Source organism: Pseudomonas akapageensis (genome assembly GCF_011355085.1).
GTDB lineage: Bacteria > Pseudomonadota > Gammaproteobacteria > Pseudomonadales > Pseudomonadaceae > Aquipseudomonas > Aquipseudomonas akapageensis.
In genome coordinates this window covers 1-14,728 of the sequence record NZ_VXCP01000052.1, presented here as the reverse complement: position 1 = coordinate 14,728, position 14,728 = coordinate 1, and the positions used below count along the sequence as shown (strand labels likewise).

The 14,728-nt window shown below is 61.9% G+C and carries 11 protein-coding genes; 6 read left to right on the top strand and 5 right to left on the bottom strand.

What is annotated here, in order from left to right:
• Positions 1 to 134 precede the first annotated feature (134 nt).
• The 4 genes from pabB to rloA form a co-directional block, all read right to left on the bottom strand.
• Positions 135 to 1,478, bottom strand: coding sequence for an aminodeoxychorismate synthase component I (gene pabB / locus F2S13_RS26235; RefSeq protein ID WP_166366405.1), 1,344 nt, complete (start codon positions 1,476 to 1,478; stop codon positions 135 to 137).
• A gap of 190 nt (positions 1,479 to 1,668) precedes the next feature.
• Positions 1,669 to 2,640 carry an alpha-L-glutamate ligase-like protein gene (locus tag F2S13_RS26230; protein WP_166366403.1) on the bottom strand — a complete coding sequence of 324 codons (972 nt, stop codon included), beginning with the start codon at positions 2,638 to 2,640 and terminating at the stop codon, positions 1,669 to 1,671.
• Complete coding sequence (gene rloB, locus F2S13_RS26225; RefSeq protein ID WP_166366401.1) at positions 2,640 to 4,175, bottom strand: osmotic stress tolerance membrane protein RloB; 1,536 nt, start codon at positions 4,173 to 4,175, stop codon at positions 2,640 to 2,642. The genes F2S13_RS26230 and rloB overlap by 1 nt, the downstream gene beginning before the upstream one ends.
• A gap of 5 nt (positions 4,176 to 4,180) precedes the next feature.
• Complete coding sequence (gene rloA / locus F2S13_RS26220) at positions 4,181 to 4,717, bottom strand: retropepsin-like aspartic peptidase RloA (protein ID WP_166366399.1); 537 nt, start codon at positions 4,715 to 4,717, stop codon at positions 4,181 to 4,183.
• Between the two features lie 289 nt (positions 4,718 to 5,006).
• On the opposite strand from rloA, the gene F2S13_RS26215 reads away from it, so the two are divergent.
• The 6 genes from F2S13_RS26215 (at position 5,007) to prpD (ending at position 13,433) form a co-directional block, all read left to right on the top strand.
• Positions 5,007 to 5,711: a GntR family transcriptional regulator gene (locus F2S13_RS26215; RefSeq protein WP_166366397.1), complete on the top strand. Its 705-nt coding sequence runs from the start codon at positions 5,007 to 5,009 to the stop codon at positions 5,709 to 5,711.
• 3 nt (positions 5,712 to 5,714) lie between these two features.
• Positions 5,715 to 6,602, top strand: coding sequence for a methylisocitrate lyase (gene prpB, locus F2S13_RS26210; RefSeq protein ID WP_166366395.1), 888 nt, complete (start codon positions 5,715 to 5,717; stop codon positions 6,600 to 6,602).
• A 45-nt stretch (positions 6,603 to 6,647) separates the two neighbouring features.
• Complete coding sequence (prpC, locus tag F2S13_RS26205; protein ID WP_166366393.1) at positions 6,648 to 7,775, top strand: bifunctional 2-methylcitrate synthase/citrate synthase; 1,128 nt, start codon at positions 6,648 to 6,650, stop codon at positions 7,773 to 7,775.
• Positions 7,776 to 7,944: 169 nt separating this feature from the next.
• The gene (gene acnD, locus F2S13_RS26200; RefSeq protein ID WP_166366391.1) at positions 7,945 to 10,536 is read left to right on the top strand and encodes a Fe/S-dependent 2-methylisocitrate dehydratase AcnD; all 2,592 of its coding nucleotides are present in this window, start codon (positions 7,945 to 7,947) and stop codon (positions 10,534 to 10,536) included.
• 59 nt (positions 10,537 to 10,595) lie between these two features.
• Positions 10,596 to 11,786 carry a 2-methylaconitate cis-trans isomerase PrpF gene (prpF, locus tag F2S13_RS26195; protein WP_166366389.1) on the top strand — a complete coding sequence of 397 codons (1,191 nt, stop codon included), beginning with the start codon at positions 10,596 to 10,598 and terminating at the stop codon, positions 11,784 to 11,786.
• 162 nt (positions 11,787 to 11,948) lie between these two features.
• The gene (gene prpD, locus F2S13_RS26190) at positions 11,949 to 13,433 is read left to right on the top strand and encodes a 2-methylcitrate dehydratase (protein ID WP_166366387.1); all 1,485 of its coding nucleotides are present in this window, start codon (positions 11,949 to 11,951) and stop codon (positions 13,431 to 13,433) included.
• An 86-nt stretch (positions 13,434 to 13,519) separates the two neighbouring features.
• Here prpD and F2S13_RS26185 read toward each other — a convergent pair.
• Positions 13,520 to 14,728: aconitase family protein (locus tag F2S13_RS26185; RefSeq protein WP_246238010.1), on the bottom strand; the 1,209-nt coding region annotated here is incomplete at its 5' end.

Sequence of the window (14,728 nt, the reverse complement as noted above, 5' to 3'; positions counted from 1 at the left end):
GGCCTGGAAAACATGAGCCAAAATCGAGTCTGAAAAATCCGATTATGACTGAAGGCCGCCAACAGCAAGGGGGAGCAAGCTCCCCCTTTGGTTTTTACCGGACACTAGTGACGCGGAGCGTGGGAACGAGGGGGCTACAACGCCTGCAAGGTATCGAGCAGCACTTTGACCTTGGTGATCGATTCCTGATATTCGGCCTGCCAGTCCGAGTCGGCGACGATCGCGCCGCCGCCCCAGCACGACACCTGGCCATCCTTGACCAGCAGGCTGCGAATGGCGATGGAGCTGTCCATCTGGCCGCGCACATCCACGTACAGCAATGACCCGCAATACAGCGCCCGACGGCTGGGTTCCAGCTCGTCGATGATCTGCATGGCGCGGATTTTCGGGGCGCCGGTGATCGAGCCGCCCGGGAAGCTGCCGGCAATCAGGTCCAGGGCGTCCTTGCCCGGCGCCAGTTCGCCGGTCACGCTGCTGACCATATGGTGCACGTTGGGGTAGCTTTCCAGGCTGAAGAGTTCCGGCACCTTGACCGAGCCAATCCTGCAGCTGCGGCCCAGATCATTGCGCAACAGGTCGACGATCATCAGGTTTTCCGAGCGGTCCTTGGCGCTGGCCAGCAGCTCGGCGGCATAGGCGACATCCTCTGCTTCATCCTTGCCCCTTGGTCGGGTGCCCTTGATCGGGCGGGTCTCGACCTGATTGTCATGAACGCGAATGAAACGCTCCGGCGAGAAGCTCAGCAGGGCGCTGCCGTCGGCCAGTAGCTGAAAACCGGAGAACGGCGTAGGGCAGGCCCTGCGCAGGGCGCAGTAGGCCGCCCAGGGATCGCCCTGGCAGTGGGCGCGAAAACGTTGGGTCAGGTTGATCTGATAGCAGTCACCGGCATGGATGTACTGCTGGATGCGTTCGAAGGCCTGGCGGTAGTCTTCGGCGCTGATGTCGGTGGCCACAGGCGTTGTCAGGCTGAAGGTGGCTGCCGGCTCAAAGGCGGGAACGCTGAACAACTGGATCAGGCGCTGACGCTCGCCTTCGGCGAGGCTGGGATGGAAGACCAACTGGCTGGTGGCCAGCATGTGATCGCTGATCAATGCCCAAGCGTACAGACCCAGCCGCGCGTCCGGCAGGCCGAGGTCGTCGATGGCATGCTGCGGCAGTTGTTCCAGGCGGCGACCGAAGTCATAGCTGAGGTAACCGATCAAGCCGCCGGCGAATGGCAGTTCCAGTCCATGAGGCAGTTCGGCCCGGCCCAACTGTTCGAGGCTTGCACGTAGTCGCTGCAGGTACGCTTCGCCGCGCTCATCTGCCGTTACGGCCAGGTCTTCCAGCGGCCAGGCGCTGAGCAGGTCAAAGCGGCCACGCTCGGCAACCGGGCGGGCGCTGTCGAGCAGCACGGCGCCGGGTGCGTGGCGAATGCACCCGAAGTAATCGGCGGGGTTGGCGCGGTAGGGCAGTGGGTGAACGGTGCAAATAGACATTCGGGGAGTGATCGGCCATCGGGGCGAGGTGGGCGATTGTATTCTTCTGTGGGAATTGCTCCTAGTGGCAGGCATTCAATCGTCTTTGCATTTGCGGGCCTCATCGCTGGCAAGCCAGCTCCCACAGAGGAGTTATCTGCACCGCAATACCCCTGTGGGAGCGGGCTTGCCCGCGATGAGGCCCTAAAGGTCACACATGCCCAAACAACCCCTGGGTAAACTTCACCCGCTCTTCCACCGTTTCCTTCTCGCCATTTTTAGCCAGCTCCGCCAGGTGCGCTTCGACAGCGTGGGCCCTATGGGTCAGCCCGCAGTCGTTGGCGATCTGGATGTTCAGGCCGGGGCGGGCGTTGAGTTCGAGGATCAGCGGACCCTTGTCCTGGTCCAGCACCATATCGACACCGATGTAGCCCAGGCCGCACAGCTCATAGCAGCCAGCGGCAAGCTTCATGAAGCCGTCCCAGTTCGGCAGCTGCACGCCATCGACCGCGTTGGTGGTGTCGGGGTGCTTGCTGATGATGTTGTTCAGCCAGGTGCCGCGCAGGGTCAGGCCGGTGGCCAGGTCCACGCCGACGCCGATGGCGCCCTGGTGCAGGTTGGCCTTGCCGCCGGACTGGCGTGTCGGCAAACGCAGCATGGCCATGATCGGGTAGCCCATCAGCACGATGATGCGGATGTCCGGCACGCCTTCGTAGCTGATGCTCTTGAAAATCTGGTCGGGCGTGACTCGGTACTCGATCAGGGCCCGGTCACGGTGACCGCCCAGGGAGTACAGGCCGGTCAGGATGCTGGAAATCTGATGCTCGATTTCCTCATGGCTGATGATCTTGCCCGAGACGGTACGGTAGCGCTCCTCGAAGCGGTCGGCGATCACCAGGATGCCGTCGCCGCCGGCGCCCTGGGCCGGTTTGATGACGAAGTCGCTGCGCCCGCCGACGATGGTCGCCAGGTTGTCGATTTCCTTCTCCGTGGAGATGATCCCGTACATCTCCGGCACGTGAATGCCGGCCTTGATCGCACGCTCCTTGGTGATGATCTTGTCATCGACTATGGGGTACAGGCTGCGCTTGTTGTACTTGAGCACATAGTCCGCGTTGCGCCGGTTGATTCCCATGATGCCCTGGGCTTCCAGGGCCTTCCAGGTCTTCCAGAGGCCGAACATCAGGATTCAGCCTTCTTCAGGAACGCCTTGAAACGCATCAGCTCGGTCAGGCGGTAGCCACGGTAGCGGCCCATGGCCAGCATGAAGCCCACCAGGATCAGCAGCACGGCCGGGAAGGTGAAGACGAAATAGGTCGCTTCCGGGATGGTCATCACCAGGTACCCCAGGGTGGCGCAGAACAGCGTGCCGATCGCGACTTTCATGGCGTGGTTGGCACCGCGCTCTTCCCAGGTGATGGACAGGCGCTCGATGGTCATGGTCAGGATCACCATCGGGAACAAGGCCACCGACAGCCCGCGTTCCAGGCCCAGCTTGTGGCTGAGCAGGCTGATCGCGGCGATCAGCACCACCACGAACGTCAGCACCACCGACAGCCTCGGCAGCATTTGCAGCTTGAGGTGTTCCAGGTACGATCGCAGGGACAGGCCCAGCGCGGTAATGATGCTGAACAGCACGATGCCGAAGCCCAGCTGAGTTTCGCGGAAGGCCAGGGCGATCAGTACCGGGGTGAAGGTCCCCAGGGTCTGCAGGCCGACCAGGTTGCGCAGGATCAGAATCACCAGCACACCGATCGGGATCATCACCATGACCATGAAGGTCTGCTGGGTTTGCAGGGGCAGGCCATACAGTGAGTATTCGAGGAAGCCTGCGTCGCTGTTTTCATCAGTCAGCTTGGCCAGGCGAATGGCATTCATTTCGCTGTTGTTCAGGCTGAAGCTGACGGTGGCCTTCTTGCCGCCATCGACGGTGATCAGGTTGTCGTCGCCGGTCCACCAGAGCAGGCGGTCGGCCGGCAGGCCTTGCTCGCCGGTATCGGGGTTGAAGTACAGCCAGTCGGTGCCATTGAAGCTGCGCAGCCACAATTCCGGGGTTTGCGGTTGGTCGGCCACCAGACGGATGGTATGGACCTTCTCCACCGGCACATGGGCGACGGACAGCAGCAGGTCGATGATCCGCGCCTTGTTCGGCGTCGATGTGTCGCCGGCCAGCAGCAGCTTGACGTTGTCGTCGTTCAGATTGTTGACACGCTTGATCGTTTCGCCGACGAAGGTCTCGACGTCTGCCGAGTGCTGGCGGATAGGCGCCAGCAATGCTTCGGCAGCAATCTTTTCCGGGCCTTCGATGGCCATGCTGTCACGGAAGGTCGGACCCTTGACCTTGGCCTTCTCGCCGGAGTAGCGCTTGGTCAGCACCAGGCGGTAGTACAGGGTCTGGTTGCCGCTGGCGCGGCGTGCCGACCAGGTCACCTTGCGGTTGCCGTCGACGCGGTTGACGCTGACACCGTAGTTGTTGGAAATGAAGCTTTCATTGAGGCTGACGTAGTCGCGGCTCAAGGGGGGGACGAACATCTGCACCTTGACCGGGTCTTTGGCGCTGACCACGAATTCGACCTTGGCGTCGATGTTCCACAGGTCGTCGGTCGCATCTTCGGTCACCGGGATGCCGAGGATGAAGATCTGATAGGCCGTGATCAGAATGCCCAGTGTCACCAGGACGGTGATCAGGACTTTCAGATGAAGGGTAAGAGAGCGCATTGGGATTACTCTGCAATTTTAGCGTCAGTGGCGCAGGCGGGTTTGCCAGCAGCATATTTAAGGCTTGGATCAACCAGCGCATCGAAGCGCTTGAGGGCTTCGGAGCCAATCAGCAGGGGATACTGAAAGGCACTGCGGTCGGTCAGGTTCACTTCGATGCTGCGTAATGCGTTGCCCATGCAGATATCCAGGGCGATGACCGGGCGAGCGGTGTAATGCTTGCCTTCTTCCGGGTCGTAGTCACCGGCGCGTCGCTTGATCTTGCTGACGCGTGCCAAGGGTCGTTCTATCGGATGGGAGTGGGCTGCGTCAATCGCCAGGTAGAACCGTACCCACGACTCGCCATTGCGCTTGAAACGCTTGATGTCGCGAGCGCTGAGCGAGGCGGTCTTGGCACCGGTGTCGAGCTTGGCGGCAAGTTCGAGGTCGATATCGGCAAGCCTGGCGTATTCATTAAGGCCGTACACGGTTTTGTCGGCGGCCACGCTCATGCCGCAGAACAGCATCAGGCAAAGCAGCAGTGGGAAGGGCTTGAGTCTCATAAATCCTGGGTGCGCAGCTGTGCGAACGAGTGGGTAAGGCGACTGGCTGCAGTGCGCAAGCTTCCTCGGAGGCCTGGCATAAAAAGATGACAGGCAAGGTATCGGTGCCCTTCAGGGCGGGCGGCATTCTATCACGCTGGTTTTATGACGCCAGCGGCTGCGCTGTCAGACAACGGGAGGTTTCGTTAAGTTCGTTATAAGACGATTGTCGACAATGTTGATTTTTTCTTTGACTGCGGCAAATGATTTAGCTAGTTTTAGCGTCATTGGAAATCAAGGTGTCGACAATATGTTGGATGCAACGCAAGCGATCAGTGCCAGCCAGGAAGATTCGGAAACCCTTTCCGAAAACGTCTTCCGGCGCATCCAGGCGGCCATCGTCAAGGGCGAGATCGCCCCTGGCAGCAAGATTTCCGAGCCAGAGCTGGCCCGGATCTACGGCATCAGCCGCGGCCCGCTGCGCGAAGCCATTCATCGGCTCGAAGGTCAGCGCCTGCTGGTGCGCGTACCCCATGTGGGCGCCCGAGTGGTTTCGCTCAATCATGCTGAACTGATCGAGTTGTACGAAATCCGCGAATCCCTTGAAGGCATGGCCTGTCGCCTGGCCGCCGAGCGCATGAGCGTAGCCGAGATCGACGAGTTGCGTCGGGTGCTCGAGACCCATGAGCGCGATGCGACCTTCCAGGCCGGCCTGGGTTACTACCAGCAGGAAGGCGACTTCGACTTTCATTACCGGATCATCCAGGGCAGCGGCAACCGCACCCTGACCCAGATGCTCTGTGGCGAGCTGTACCAACTGGTGCGCATGTATCGCATCCAGTTTTCCGCAACCCCGAACCGCCCACGCCAGGCGTTCGCCGAACACCACCGAATTCTCGATGCCATCGCCGACCGTGACGGCGAACTGGCCGAGTTATTGATGCGCCGTCACATCGGCGCTTCCAAACGCAACATCGAGCGTCATTACCAGGACGCTTCCAAGACCACGAGGTGAGTCATGAGTCAAAAGAGCAGCCCCGGCCAGCGTTTTCGTGATGCCGTCGCCAACGAGCATCCCTTGCAGGTAGTTGGCGCCATCAACGCCAACCACGCGTTGCTGGCCCAGCGCGCCGGCTTCAAGGCCATCTATCTGTCCGGTGGCGGCGTCGCTGCTGGCTCCCTGGGTGTTCCGGACCTTGGCATCACCGGCCTGGACGACGTCCTGACCGATGTACGCCGCATCACCGACGTCTGCGACCTGCCGCTGCTGGTCGATGTGGACACCGGTTTCGGTTCCTCGGCCTTCAACGTGGCGCGTACCGTCAAGTCGATGATCAAGTTCGGCGCAGCCGCAATCCACATCGAGGACCAGGTCGGCGCCAAGCGTTGCGGCCATCGCCCGAACAAGGAAATCGTTTCCCAGCAGGAAATGGTCGACCGTATCAAGGCGGCCGTGGACGCCCGTACCGATGACAGCTTCGTGATCATGGCACGTACCGACGCCCTGGCCGTCGAAGGCCTGGAATCTGCCCTGGAACGCGCCGAAGCCTGCATCGAAGCCGGTGCCGACATGGTCTTCCCGGAAGCCATCACCGAGCTGGACATGTACAAGCTGTTCGCCGCCCGCGTACGTGCGCCGATCCTGGCCAACATCACCGAATTCGGCGCGACCCCGCTGTACACCACCGAACAGCTCAAGGCAGCCGATGTTTCCCTGGTGCTGTACCCACTGTCGGCTTTCCGCGCCATGAACAAGGCGGCAGAAAACGTCTACAACGCCATTCGCCGCGATGGCACCCAGGCGAACGTCATCGACACCATGCAGACCCGCATGGAGCTTTACGATCGCATCGACTACCACACCTTCGAGCAGAAGCTCGATGCGCTGTTCGCGTCGAAAAAGTAATCACGGGCGCCGTTCCCTAGAACAAATTCAAGATTGGAGAGAGTGATGGCCGAAGCAAAAGTATTGAGTGGCGCAGGCCTGCGTGGCCAGGTTGCCGGGCAGACCTCATTGTCGACAGTCGGCCAGGCCGGTGCCGGCCTGACCTACCGCGGCTATGACGTGCGTGAACTGGCCGCCGAGGCGCGCTTTGAAGAAGTCGCGTACCTGCTGCTGTACGGAGACCTGCCGACCAAGGCCCAGCTGGCCGACTACATGGGCAAGCTGCGCACCCTGCGCGACCTGCCGCAAGCCCTGAAGGAAGTGCTCGAGCGCATTCCTGCCGATGCTCACCCGATGGACGTGATGCGTACCGGCTGCTCGTTCCTGGGCAACATCGAGCCGGAGAAAGACTTCTCCGAGCAGCACGACAAGACCGACCGCCTGCTCGCGGCGTTCCCGGCGATCATGACTTACTGGTATCGCTTCAGCCATGAAGGCAAGCGCATCGACTGCGTGAGCGACGAAGAATCCATTGGCGGTCATTTCCTGCACCTGCTGCACGGCAAGAAGCCAAGCGAGCTGCATGTCAAGGTCATGAACGTTTCGCTGATCCTGTACGCAGAGCACGAATTCAACGCGTCGACCTTCACCGCACGCGTTTGCGCCTCGACCCTGTCGGACCTGTTCTCCTGCATCACTGCTGCCATCGGCTCGCTGCGCGGCCCGCTGCACGGTGGCGCCAACGAAGCGGCGATGGAAATGATCGAGCGCTTCAGCTCGCCTGAAGAGGCGATCGCAGGCACCCTCGGCATGCTCGAGCGCAAGGACAAGATCATGGGCTTCGGCCACGCGATCTACAAAGACAGCGATCCGCGTAACGAAGTGATCAAGGGCTGGTCGAAAAAACTGGCTGAAGAAGTGGGCGACAAGGTCCTGTTCCCGGTTTCCGAAGCCATCGACAAGACCATGTGGGAGCAGAAGAAACTCTTCCCCAACGCCGACTTCTACCATGCCTCGGCGTACCACTTCATGGGCATCCCGACCAAGCTGTTCACGCCGATCTTCGTCTGCTCGCGCCTGACCGGCTGGGCCGCGCACGTGTTCGAACAGCGTGCCAACAACCGCATCATCCGCCCGAGCGCCGAGTACACCGGCGTCGAACAGCGCAAGTTCGTGCCAATCGAACAACGCTGATTTGCCAGAGGGGTTCGCCTCGATCCCCTGTGGGAGCTGGCTTGCCAGCGATGCTGACGACACCGTTCTGACGGAGTTCTGTGTCGATGCCATCGCCGGCAAGCCGGCTCCCACAGGGTGGGGGGGCGGCCACCCGGCTCCGAATATTCCGTGATTGAGTCCAAGCGCCATGAATACTGAAAACCGCAAGCCGCTGCCCGGCACCCGACTGGATTACTTCGATGCCCGTGCGGCGGTCGATGCGATCCAGCCTGGCGCCTACGAAAAACTCCCTTACACCTCCCGCGTGCTGGCCGAAAACCTGGTCCGCCGTTGCGACCCGGCCACCCTCAATGCTTCCCTGAGCCAGCTCATCGAGCGCAAGAGCGACCTGGACTTCCCATGGTTCCCGGCGCGCGTGGTGTGCCACGATATTCTCGGCCAGACCGCTCTGGTCGACCTCGCCGGCCTGCGCGACGCCATCGCCGACCAGGGCGGTGACCCGGCCCTGGTCAACCCGGTCGTGCCGACCCAGTTGATCGTCGACCACTCTCTGGCCGTTGAATGCGGCGGTTTCGATCCGGAAGCCTTCGACAAGAACCGCGCCATCGAAGACCGTCGCAACGAAGACCGTTTCCACTTCATCAACTGGACCAAGCAGGCGTTCAAGAACGTCGACGTGATCCCGCCGGGCAACGGCATCATGCACCAGATCAACCTGGAGAAAATGTCTCCGGTGATTCAGGCGCGTGACGGCGTGGCCTTCCCTGACACCTGCGTGGGCACCGACAGCCATACCCCGCACGTCGACGCACTGGGCGTCATCGCCATCGGCGTTGGCGGCCTGGAAGCCGAGAACGTCATGCTCGGCCGCGCGTCCTGGATGCGCCTGCCGGAAATCGTCGGCGTCGAGCTGACCGGCAAGCTGCAACCCGGCATCACCGCCACCGACATGGTGCTGGCCCTGACCGAATTCCTGCGCAAGCAGAAAGTCGTCGGCGCGTACCTGGAATTCTTCGGTGAAGGCGCTTCGGCCCTGACCCTGGGCGACCGCGCCACCATTTCCAACATGGCCCCGGAATACGGCGCCACCGCGGCGATGTTCTACATCGACCAGCAAACCATCGACTACCTGAAACTGACTGGCCGTGAAGACGAGCAGGTTCAACTGGTCGAGACCTACGCGAAACTGACCGGCCTGTGGGGCGACAGCCTCAAGACTGCTGTCTACGAGCGTGGCCTGCAGTTCGACCTGTCTTCGGTCGTGCGCAACATGGCCGGCCCAAGCAACCCCCATGCACGGGTCGCCACCAGCGATCTGGCCGCCAAGGGCATTTCCGGTCAGTGGGACGACGTACCGGGCCAGATGCCCGACGGCGCCGTGATCATTGCCGCCATCACCAGCTGCACCAACACCAGCAACCCGCGCAACGTCATCGCCGCCGGCCTGCTGGCGCGCAATGCCAACAAGCTGGGCCTGACCCGCAAACCATGGGTCAAGTCTTCCCTGGCCCCGGGCTCCAAGACCGTTGCCCTGTACCTGGACGAAGCCGGCCTGACCACCGAACTGGAGCAAATGGGCTTCGGCGTGGTGGCCTTTGCCTGCACCACCTGCAACGGCATGTCCGGTGCACTGGATCCGGTGATCCAGAAGGAAATCATCGACCGCGACCTGTACGCCACTGCCGTACTGTCGGGTAACCGCAACTTCGACGGGCGTATCCACCCTTACGCCAAGCAGGCCTTCCTGGCTTCGCCGCCGCTGGTGGTGGCCTACGCCATTGCCGGTACCATCCGCTTCGATATCGAGAAGGATGTGCTGGGCGTGGTCGACGGCAAGGAAATTCGCCTCAAGGACATCTGGCCGAGCGACGAAGAAATCGACGCCGTGGTCAAGGCTTCGGTGAAGCCGGAGCAGTTCCGTCAGGTCTACATCCCGATGTTCGACATCACTCGCGAGAAAGCCGCGCAGGTGAGCCCGCTGTACGACTGGCGCGAGATGAGCACTTACATCCGCCGTCCGCCGTACTGGGAAGGTGCCCTGGCCGGTGAGCGTACGCTCAAGGGCATGCGCCCGTTGGCCGTGCTGCCGGACAACATCACCACCGACCACCTGTCGCCATCCAACGCCATCATGCTCGACAGCGCCGCTGGTGAGTACCTGGCGAAAATGGGGCTGCCGGAAGAGGACTTCAACTCTTACGCGACTCATCGGGGCGACCACCTGACCGCGCAACGCGCCACCTTCGCCAACCCGAAACTGTTCAACGAAATGGTGCAGGAAAACGGCAAGGTCAAGCAGGGTTCGCTGGCGCGGATCGAGCCGGAAGGCAAGGTCACCCGCATGTGGGAAGCCATCGAGACCTACATGGAGCGCAAGCAGCCTCTGATCATCATCGCCGGCGCCGACTACGGTCAGGGCTCGTCCCGTGACTGGGCTGCCAAGGGCGTGCGCCTGGCCGGGGTTGAAGCCATCGCCGCCGAAGGCTTCGAGCGCATCCACCGCACCAACCTGGTGGGCATGGGCGTGTTGCCGCTGGAATTCAAGCCGGGCACGGACCGCAAGACCCTGGGCATCGACGGTACTGAAACCTACGACGTGGTCGGTGAGTTGTCGCCACGCACCACCCTGACCCTGGTGATCACTCGCAAGAATGGCGAGCGCGTCGACGTGCCGGTCACCTGCCGCCTCGACACCGCCGAAGAAGTCTCGATCTACCACGCCGGTGGTGTGCTGCAGCGTTTTGCCCAGGACTTCCTGGAATCGGCTGCAACTGCCTAAAACGACGTACCGGGGCGCGATGGCAGCATCGCGCCCCGGCTCACAAGGAAACCATCTCCATGGCCCACGTTCCCCAGATCAAAGTTCCCGCCACCTACATCCGTGGCGGTACCAGTAAAGGCGTGTTCTTCCGCCTGCAGGATTTGCCCGAGCGCGCCCAGGTTCCGGGTGCCGCACGTGATGCACTGCTGCTGCGCGTGATCGGTAGCCCCGACCCGTACGGCAAGCAGATTGACGGTATGGGCGGCGCGACTTCGAGCACCAGCAAAACCGTGATCGTCGGCAAAACCAGCCAGCCTGATCACGACGTCGATTATCTGTTCGGTCAGGTGTCGATCGACAAGGCCTTCGTCGACTGGAGCGGCAACTGCGGCAACCTCTCGGCTGCTGTCGGCTCGTTTGCCATCAGCGCCGGCCTGGTCGACGCCAGCCGCATTCCGCAGAACGGCATTGCCACTGTACGCATCTGGCAGGCCAACATCGGCAAGACCATCATCGCCCACGTGCCCGTTACCAATGGTGAGGTGCAGGAAACCGGCGACTTCGAGCTCGACGGCGTGACTTTTCCCGCCGCCGAAGTGCAGCTTGAATTCATGGACCCGGCTGCGGACGAAGAGGGCGCAGGTGGTTCGATGTTCCCTACGGGCAACCTGGTCGACGACCTCGAGGTGCCTGGCGTCGGTACACTGAAAGTGACCATGATCAACGCCGGCATTCCGACGATCTTCGTCAATGCCGAGGCCATTGGTTACAACGGCACCGAGCTACAGGACGCGATCAATGGTGATGCCAAGGCGCTGGCCATGTTCGAGACGATCCGTGCACATGGCGCGCTGCGCATGGGCCTGATCCAGAACATCGAAGAAGCCGCCAAGCGCCAGCACACGCCGAAGGTGGCGTTCGTCGCCGCTCCGGCCGATTATGTGTCGTCCAGTGGCAAAACAGTGGCAGCCGCCGATGTCGACCTGCTGGTGCGGGCGCTGTCGATGGGCAAGCTGCACCATGCCATGATGGGCACGGCGGCAGTGGCCATTGGTACTGCCGCGGCAGTGCCGGGTACCCTGGTCAACCTCGCCGCTGGCGGTGACAACCGCAGCGCAGTGCGCTTCGGCCATCCGTCGGGCACCCTGCGCGTGGGCGCCGAAGCACGCCAGGTCAATGGCGAGTGGACAGTGACCAAGGCCATCATGAGCCGCAGTGCGCGGGTGTTGATGGAAGGTTGGGTGCGGGTGCCGGGGGATTCGTTCTAAAGATCACCTCTGTGGGAGCTGCGGTGCGACGACTCGACTTGCCAGCGATGCGGGCAATGCGGTAGGCCTGAATCACTGCGGTGATATCATCGTGGCGGTCCGGCGATCCGGCAAGCCCGCTCCCACAGGTATCGCACTCGCCTGCGATAAGGGGATCTCAAGATGATCACCAACGTTGATCTGAACATCCGCCCCGACTACGACCCGCTCCTGCAGGACATCGCTGACTATGTCCTGAATTTCAAAATCACCTCTCCAGAAGCCCTCGACACCGCCCGCAACTGCCTGATGGACACCCTGGGCTGCGGTCTCCTGGCCTTGCGCTTTCCCGAATGCACCAAACACCTGGGCCCGCTCGTCGAAGGCACCCTGGTGCCCCATGGTGCTCGCGTCCCCGGCACCCGCTTTCGCCTCGACCCGGTCAAGGCCGCCTGGGACATCGGCTGCATCGTCCGTTGGCTCGATTACAACGACACCTGGCTGGCGGCCGAGTGGGGGCATCCGTCCGATAATCTTGGCGGTATCCTCGCGGTCGCCGACCATCTGTCGCAAAAACGCGTGGCCAATGGCGAGCCGCCGCTGACCATGCGCAGCGTGCTCGATGGGATGATCATGGCCCACGAGATCCAGGGTGTGATTGCCCTTGAGAACTCGTTCAATCGTGTTGGCCTGGATCACGTTATCCTGGTCAAGGTCGCCACCACAGCAGTCTGCGCCAGGCTGATGGGCGCCAATCGCGAGCAACTGTTGTCGGCGCTGTCCCACGCCTTCGTCGACGGCCAGGCCCTGCGCACTTACCGACATGCGCCCAACGCCGGTTCGCGCAAGTCCTGGGCCGCGGGCGATGCCAGCAGCCGGGGTGTGCGCCTGGCCGATATCGCCTTGCGTGGCGAAATGGGTATTCCGGGCGTACTGACCGCGCCCCAGTGGGGCTTCTACGACGTGCTGTTCAGCCACACCAACAAGGACCTGGCGCTCAAGCCCGAAGACAAGCGCCAATTCAGCCTGTCGCAGCCGTTCGGCACCTATGTGATGGAAAACATCCTGTTCAAGATCAGCTTCCCGGCCGAGTTTCACGCGCAAACCGCCTGTGAGGCGGCCGTCACCCTGCATCCGTTGATCAAGGATCGCTTGCACGAAATCGACAGGATCGTCATCACCACCCATGAGTCGGCGATCCGTATCATCTCCAAGGTCGGCAAGCTGGCCAATGCCGCCGACCGTGACCACTGCCTCCAGTACATGACCGCCGTGCCGCTGGCGTTTGGCAATCTTGTGGCTGAACACTATGAAGACGAATTCCATGCGGCTCACCCGATCATCGACGAGCTGCGCGAGAAGATGGTGATTGTCGAAGAGCCACGTTATACCCGGGAATACCTGGAGGCCGACAAGCGTTCCATTGCCAATGGGGTGCAGGTGTTTTTCAAGGATGGGTCGAGTACCGCGCAGGTGGTGGTCGAGTACCCGATCGGGCATCGGCGGCGTCGGGGGGAGGGGATTCCCTTGTTGGAAGAGAAGTTCAGGGCCAACCTGGCGACGCGGTTTGTGGCTCAGCGGGTGGGTGAAGTTTTTGCGTTGTGCAAGGATCAGGCGAGGCTGGAGGCGACGGCGGTGAACCGGTTTATGGATTTGTTTGTGGTCTGATGTACCGCGATGCAGGCACCGCGAATAACCTGGCAAACATAAAAAACCCCGTCACAAGGACGGGGTCTTTTCAACGCTGTGTATCGTTACGCCTGAACAACCGGAATATTGGCGTTCGCCGCCGCTTCACGGAACTCCGCGATCTGATCGAAGCTCAGGTAGCGGTAAACGTCCGCTGCCATGCTGTCGATCTTGCCGGCGTATTCCATGTACTCCTCGACGGTAGGCAGCTTGCCGAGGATGGACGCGACAGCGGCCAGTTCGGCGGAAGCCAGGTACACGTTGGCACCATCGCCCAGACGGTTCGGGAAGTTACGGGTGGAAGTCGAAACCACGGTGGAGTTCGCTTCGACGCGTGCCTGGTTACCCATGCACAGCGAGCAGCCCGGCATTTCCATGCGCGCGCCAGCCTTGCCGTAGATGCCGTAGTAGCCTTCTTCGGTCAGTTGGTGAGCGTCCATCTTGGTCGGCGGCGACAGCCACAGACGGGTTGGCAGCTGACCCTTGACCTGATCCAGCAGCTTACCGGCAGCGCGGAAGTGACCGATGTTGGTCATGCACGAACCGATGAACACTTCGTCGATCTTCTGGCCTTGTACGGTGGACAGCAGGCGAGCGTCGTCCGGATCGTTCGGGGCGCAGAGTACTGGCTCCTTGATGTCGGCCAGGTCGATCTCGATGACTTCGGCGTACTCGGCGTCCTTGTCGGCTTCCAGCAGTTGCGGGTTGGCCAGCCAGGCTTCCATCGCTTGCGCGCGACGTTCCATGGTGCGGGCATCGCCGTAGCCTTCGCTGATCATCCAGCGCAGCAGGGTGATGTTCGACTTCAGGTATTCGGCGATCGCTTTCTCTGGCAGCTTGATGGTGCAACCGGCAGCGGAACGCTCGGCCGAGGCGTCGGACAGTTCGAACGCTTGCTCGACGGTCAGCTCGTCCAGGCCTTCGATTTCCAGGATGCGGCCGGAGAAGGCGTTGATCTTGCCCTTCTTCTCGACGGTCAGCAGGCCGCGCTGGATACCGTAGTAAGGGATGGCATGAACCAGGTCACGCAGGGTGATGCCCGGTTGCAGCTTGCCCTTGAAGCGCACCAGTACCGACTCCGGCATGTCCAGTGGCATGACGCCAGTGGCTGCGGCGAAGGCGACCAGGCCGGAACCGGCCGGGAAGGAGATGCCGATCGGGAAACGGGTGTGCGAGTCGCCGCCGGTGCCGACGGTGTCCGGCAGCAGCATGCGGTTCAGCCAGCTGTGGATGATGCCGTGGGCGGGGCGGGGGGGACGGCGCCGGGGGGGGGG

Coding starts and splice junctions, on each gene's coding strand:
- pabB (WP_166366405.1), bottom strand. CDS start 1,478: ATGTCTATTTGCACCGTTCACCCACTGCCCTACCGCGCCAACCCCGCC.
- F2S13_RS26230 (WP_166366403.1), bottom strand. CDS start 2,640: ATGTTCGGCCTCTGGAAGACCTGGAAGGCCCTGGAAGCCCAGGGCATC.
- rloB (WP_166366401.1), bottom strand. CDS start 4,175: ATGCGCTCTCTTACCCTTCATCTGAAAGTCCTGATCACCGTCCTGGTG.
- rloA (WP_166366399.1), bottom strand. CDS start 4,717: ATGAGACTCAAGCCCTTCCCACTGCTGCTTTGCCTGATGCTGTTCTGC.
- F2S13_RS26215 (WP_166366397.1), top strand. CDS start 5,007: ATGTTGGATGCAACGCAAGCGATCAGTGCCAGCCAGGAAGATTCGGAA.
- prpB (WP_166366395.1), top strand. CDS start 5,715: ATGAGTCAAAAGAGCAGCCCCGGCCAGCGTTTTCGTGATGCCGTCGCC.
- prpC (WP_166366393.1), top strand. CDS start 6,648: ATGGCCGAAGCAAAAGTATTGAGTGGCGCAGGCCTGCGTGGCCAGGTT.
- acnD (WP_166366391.1), top strand. CDS start 7,945: ATGAATACTGAAAACCGCAAGCCGCTGCCCGGCACCCGACTGGATTAC.
- prpF (WP_166366389.1), top strand. CDS start 10,596: ATGGCCCACGTTCCCCAGATCAAAGTTCCCGCCACCTACATCCGTGGC.
- prpD (WP_166366387.1), top strand. CDS start 11,949: ATGATCACCAACGTTGATCTGAACATCCGCCCCGACTACGACCCGCTC.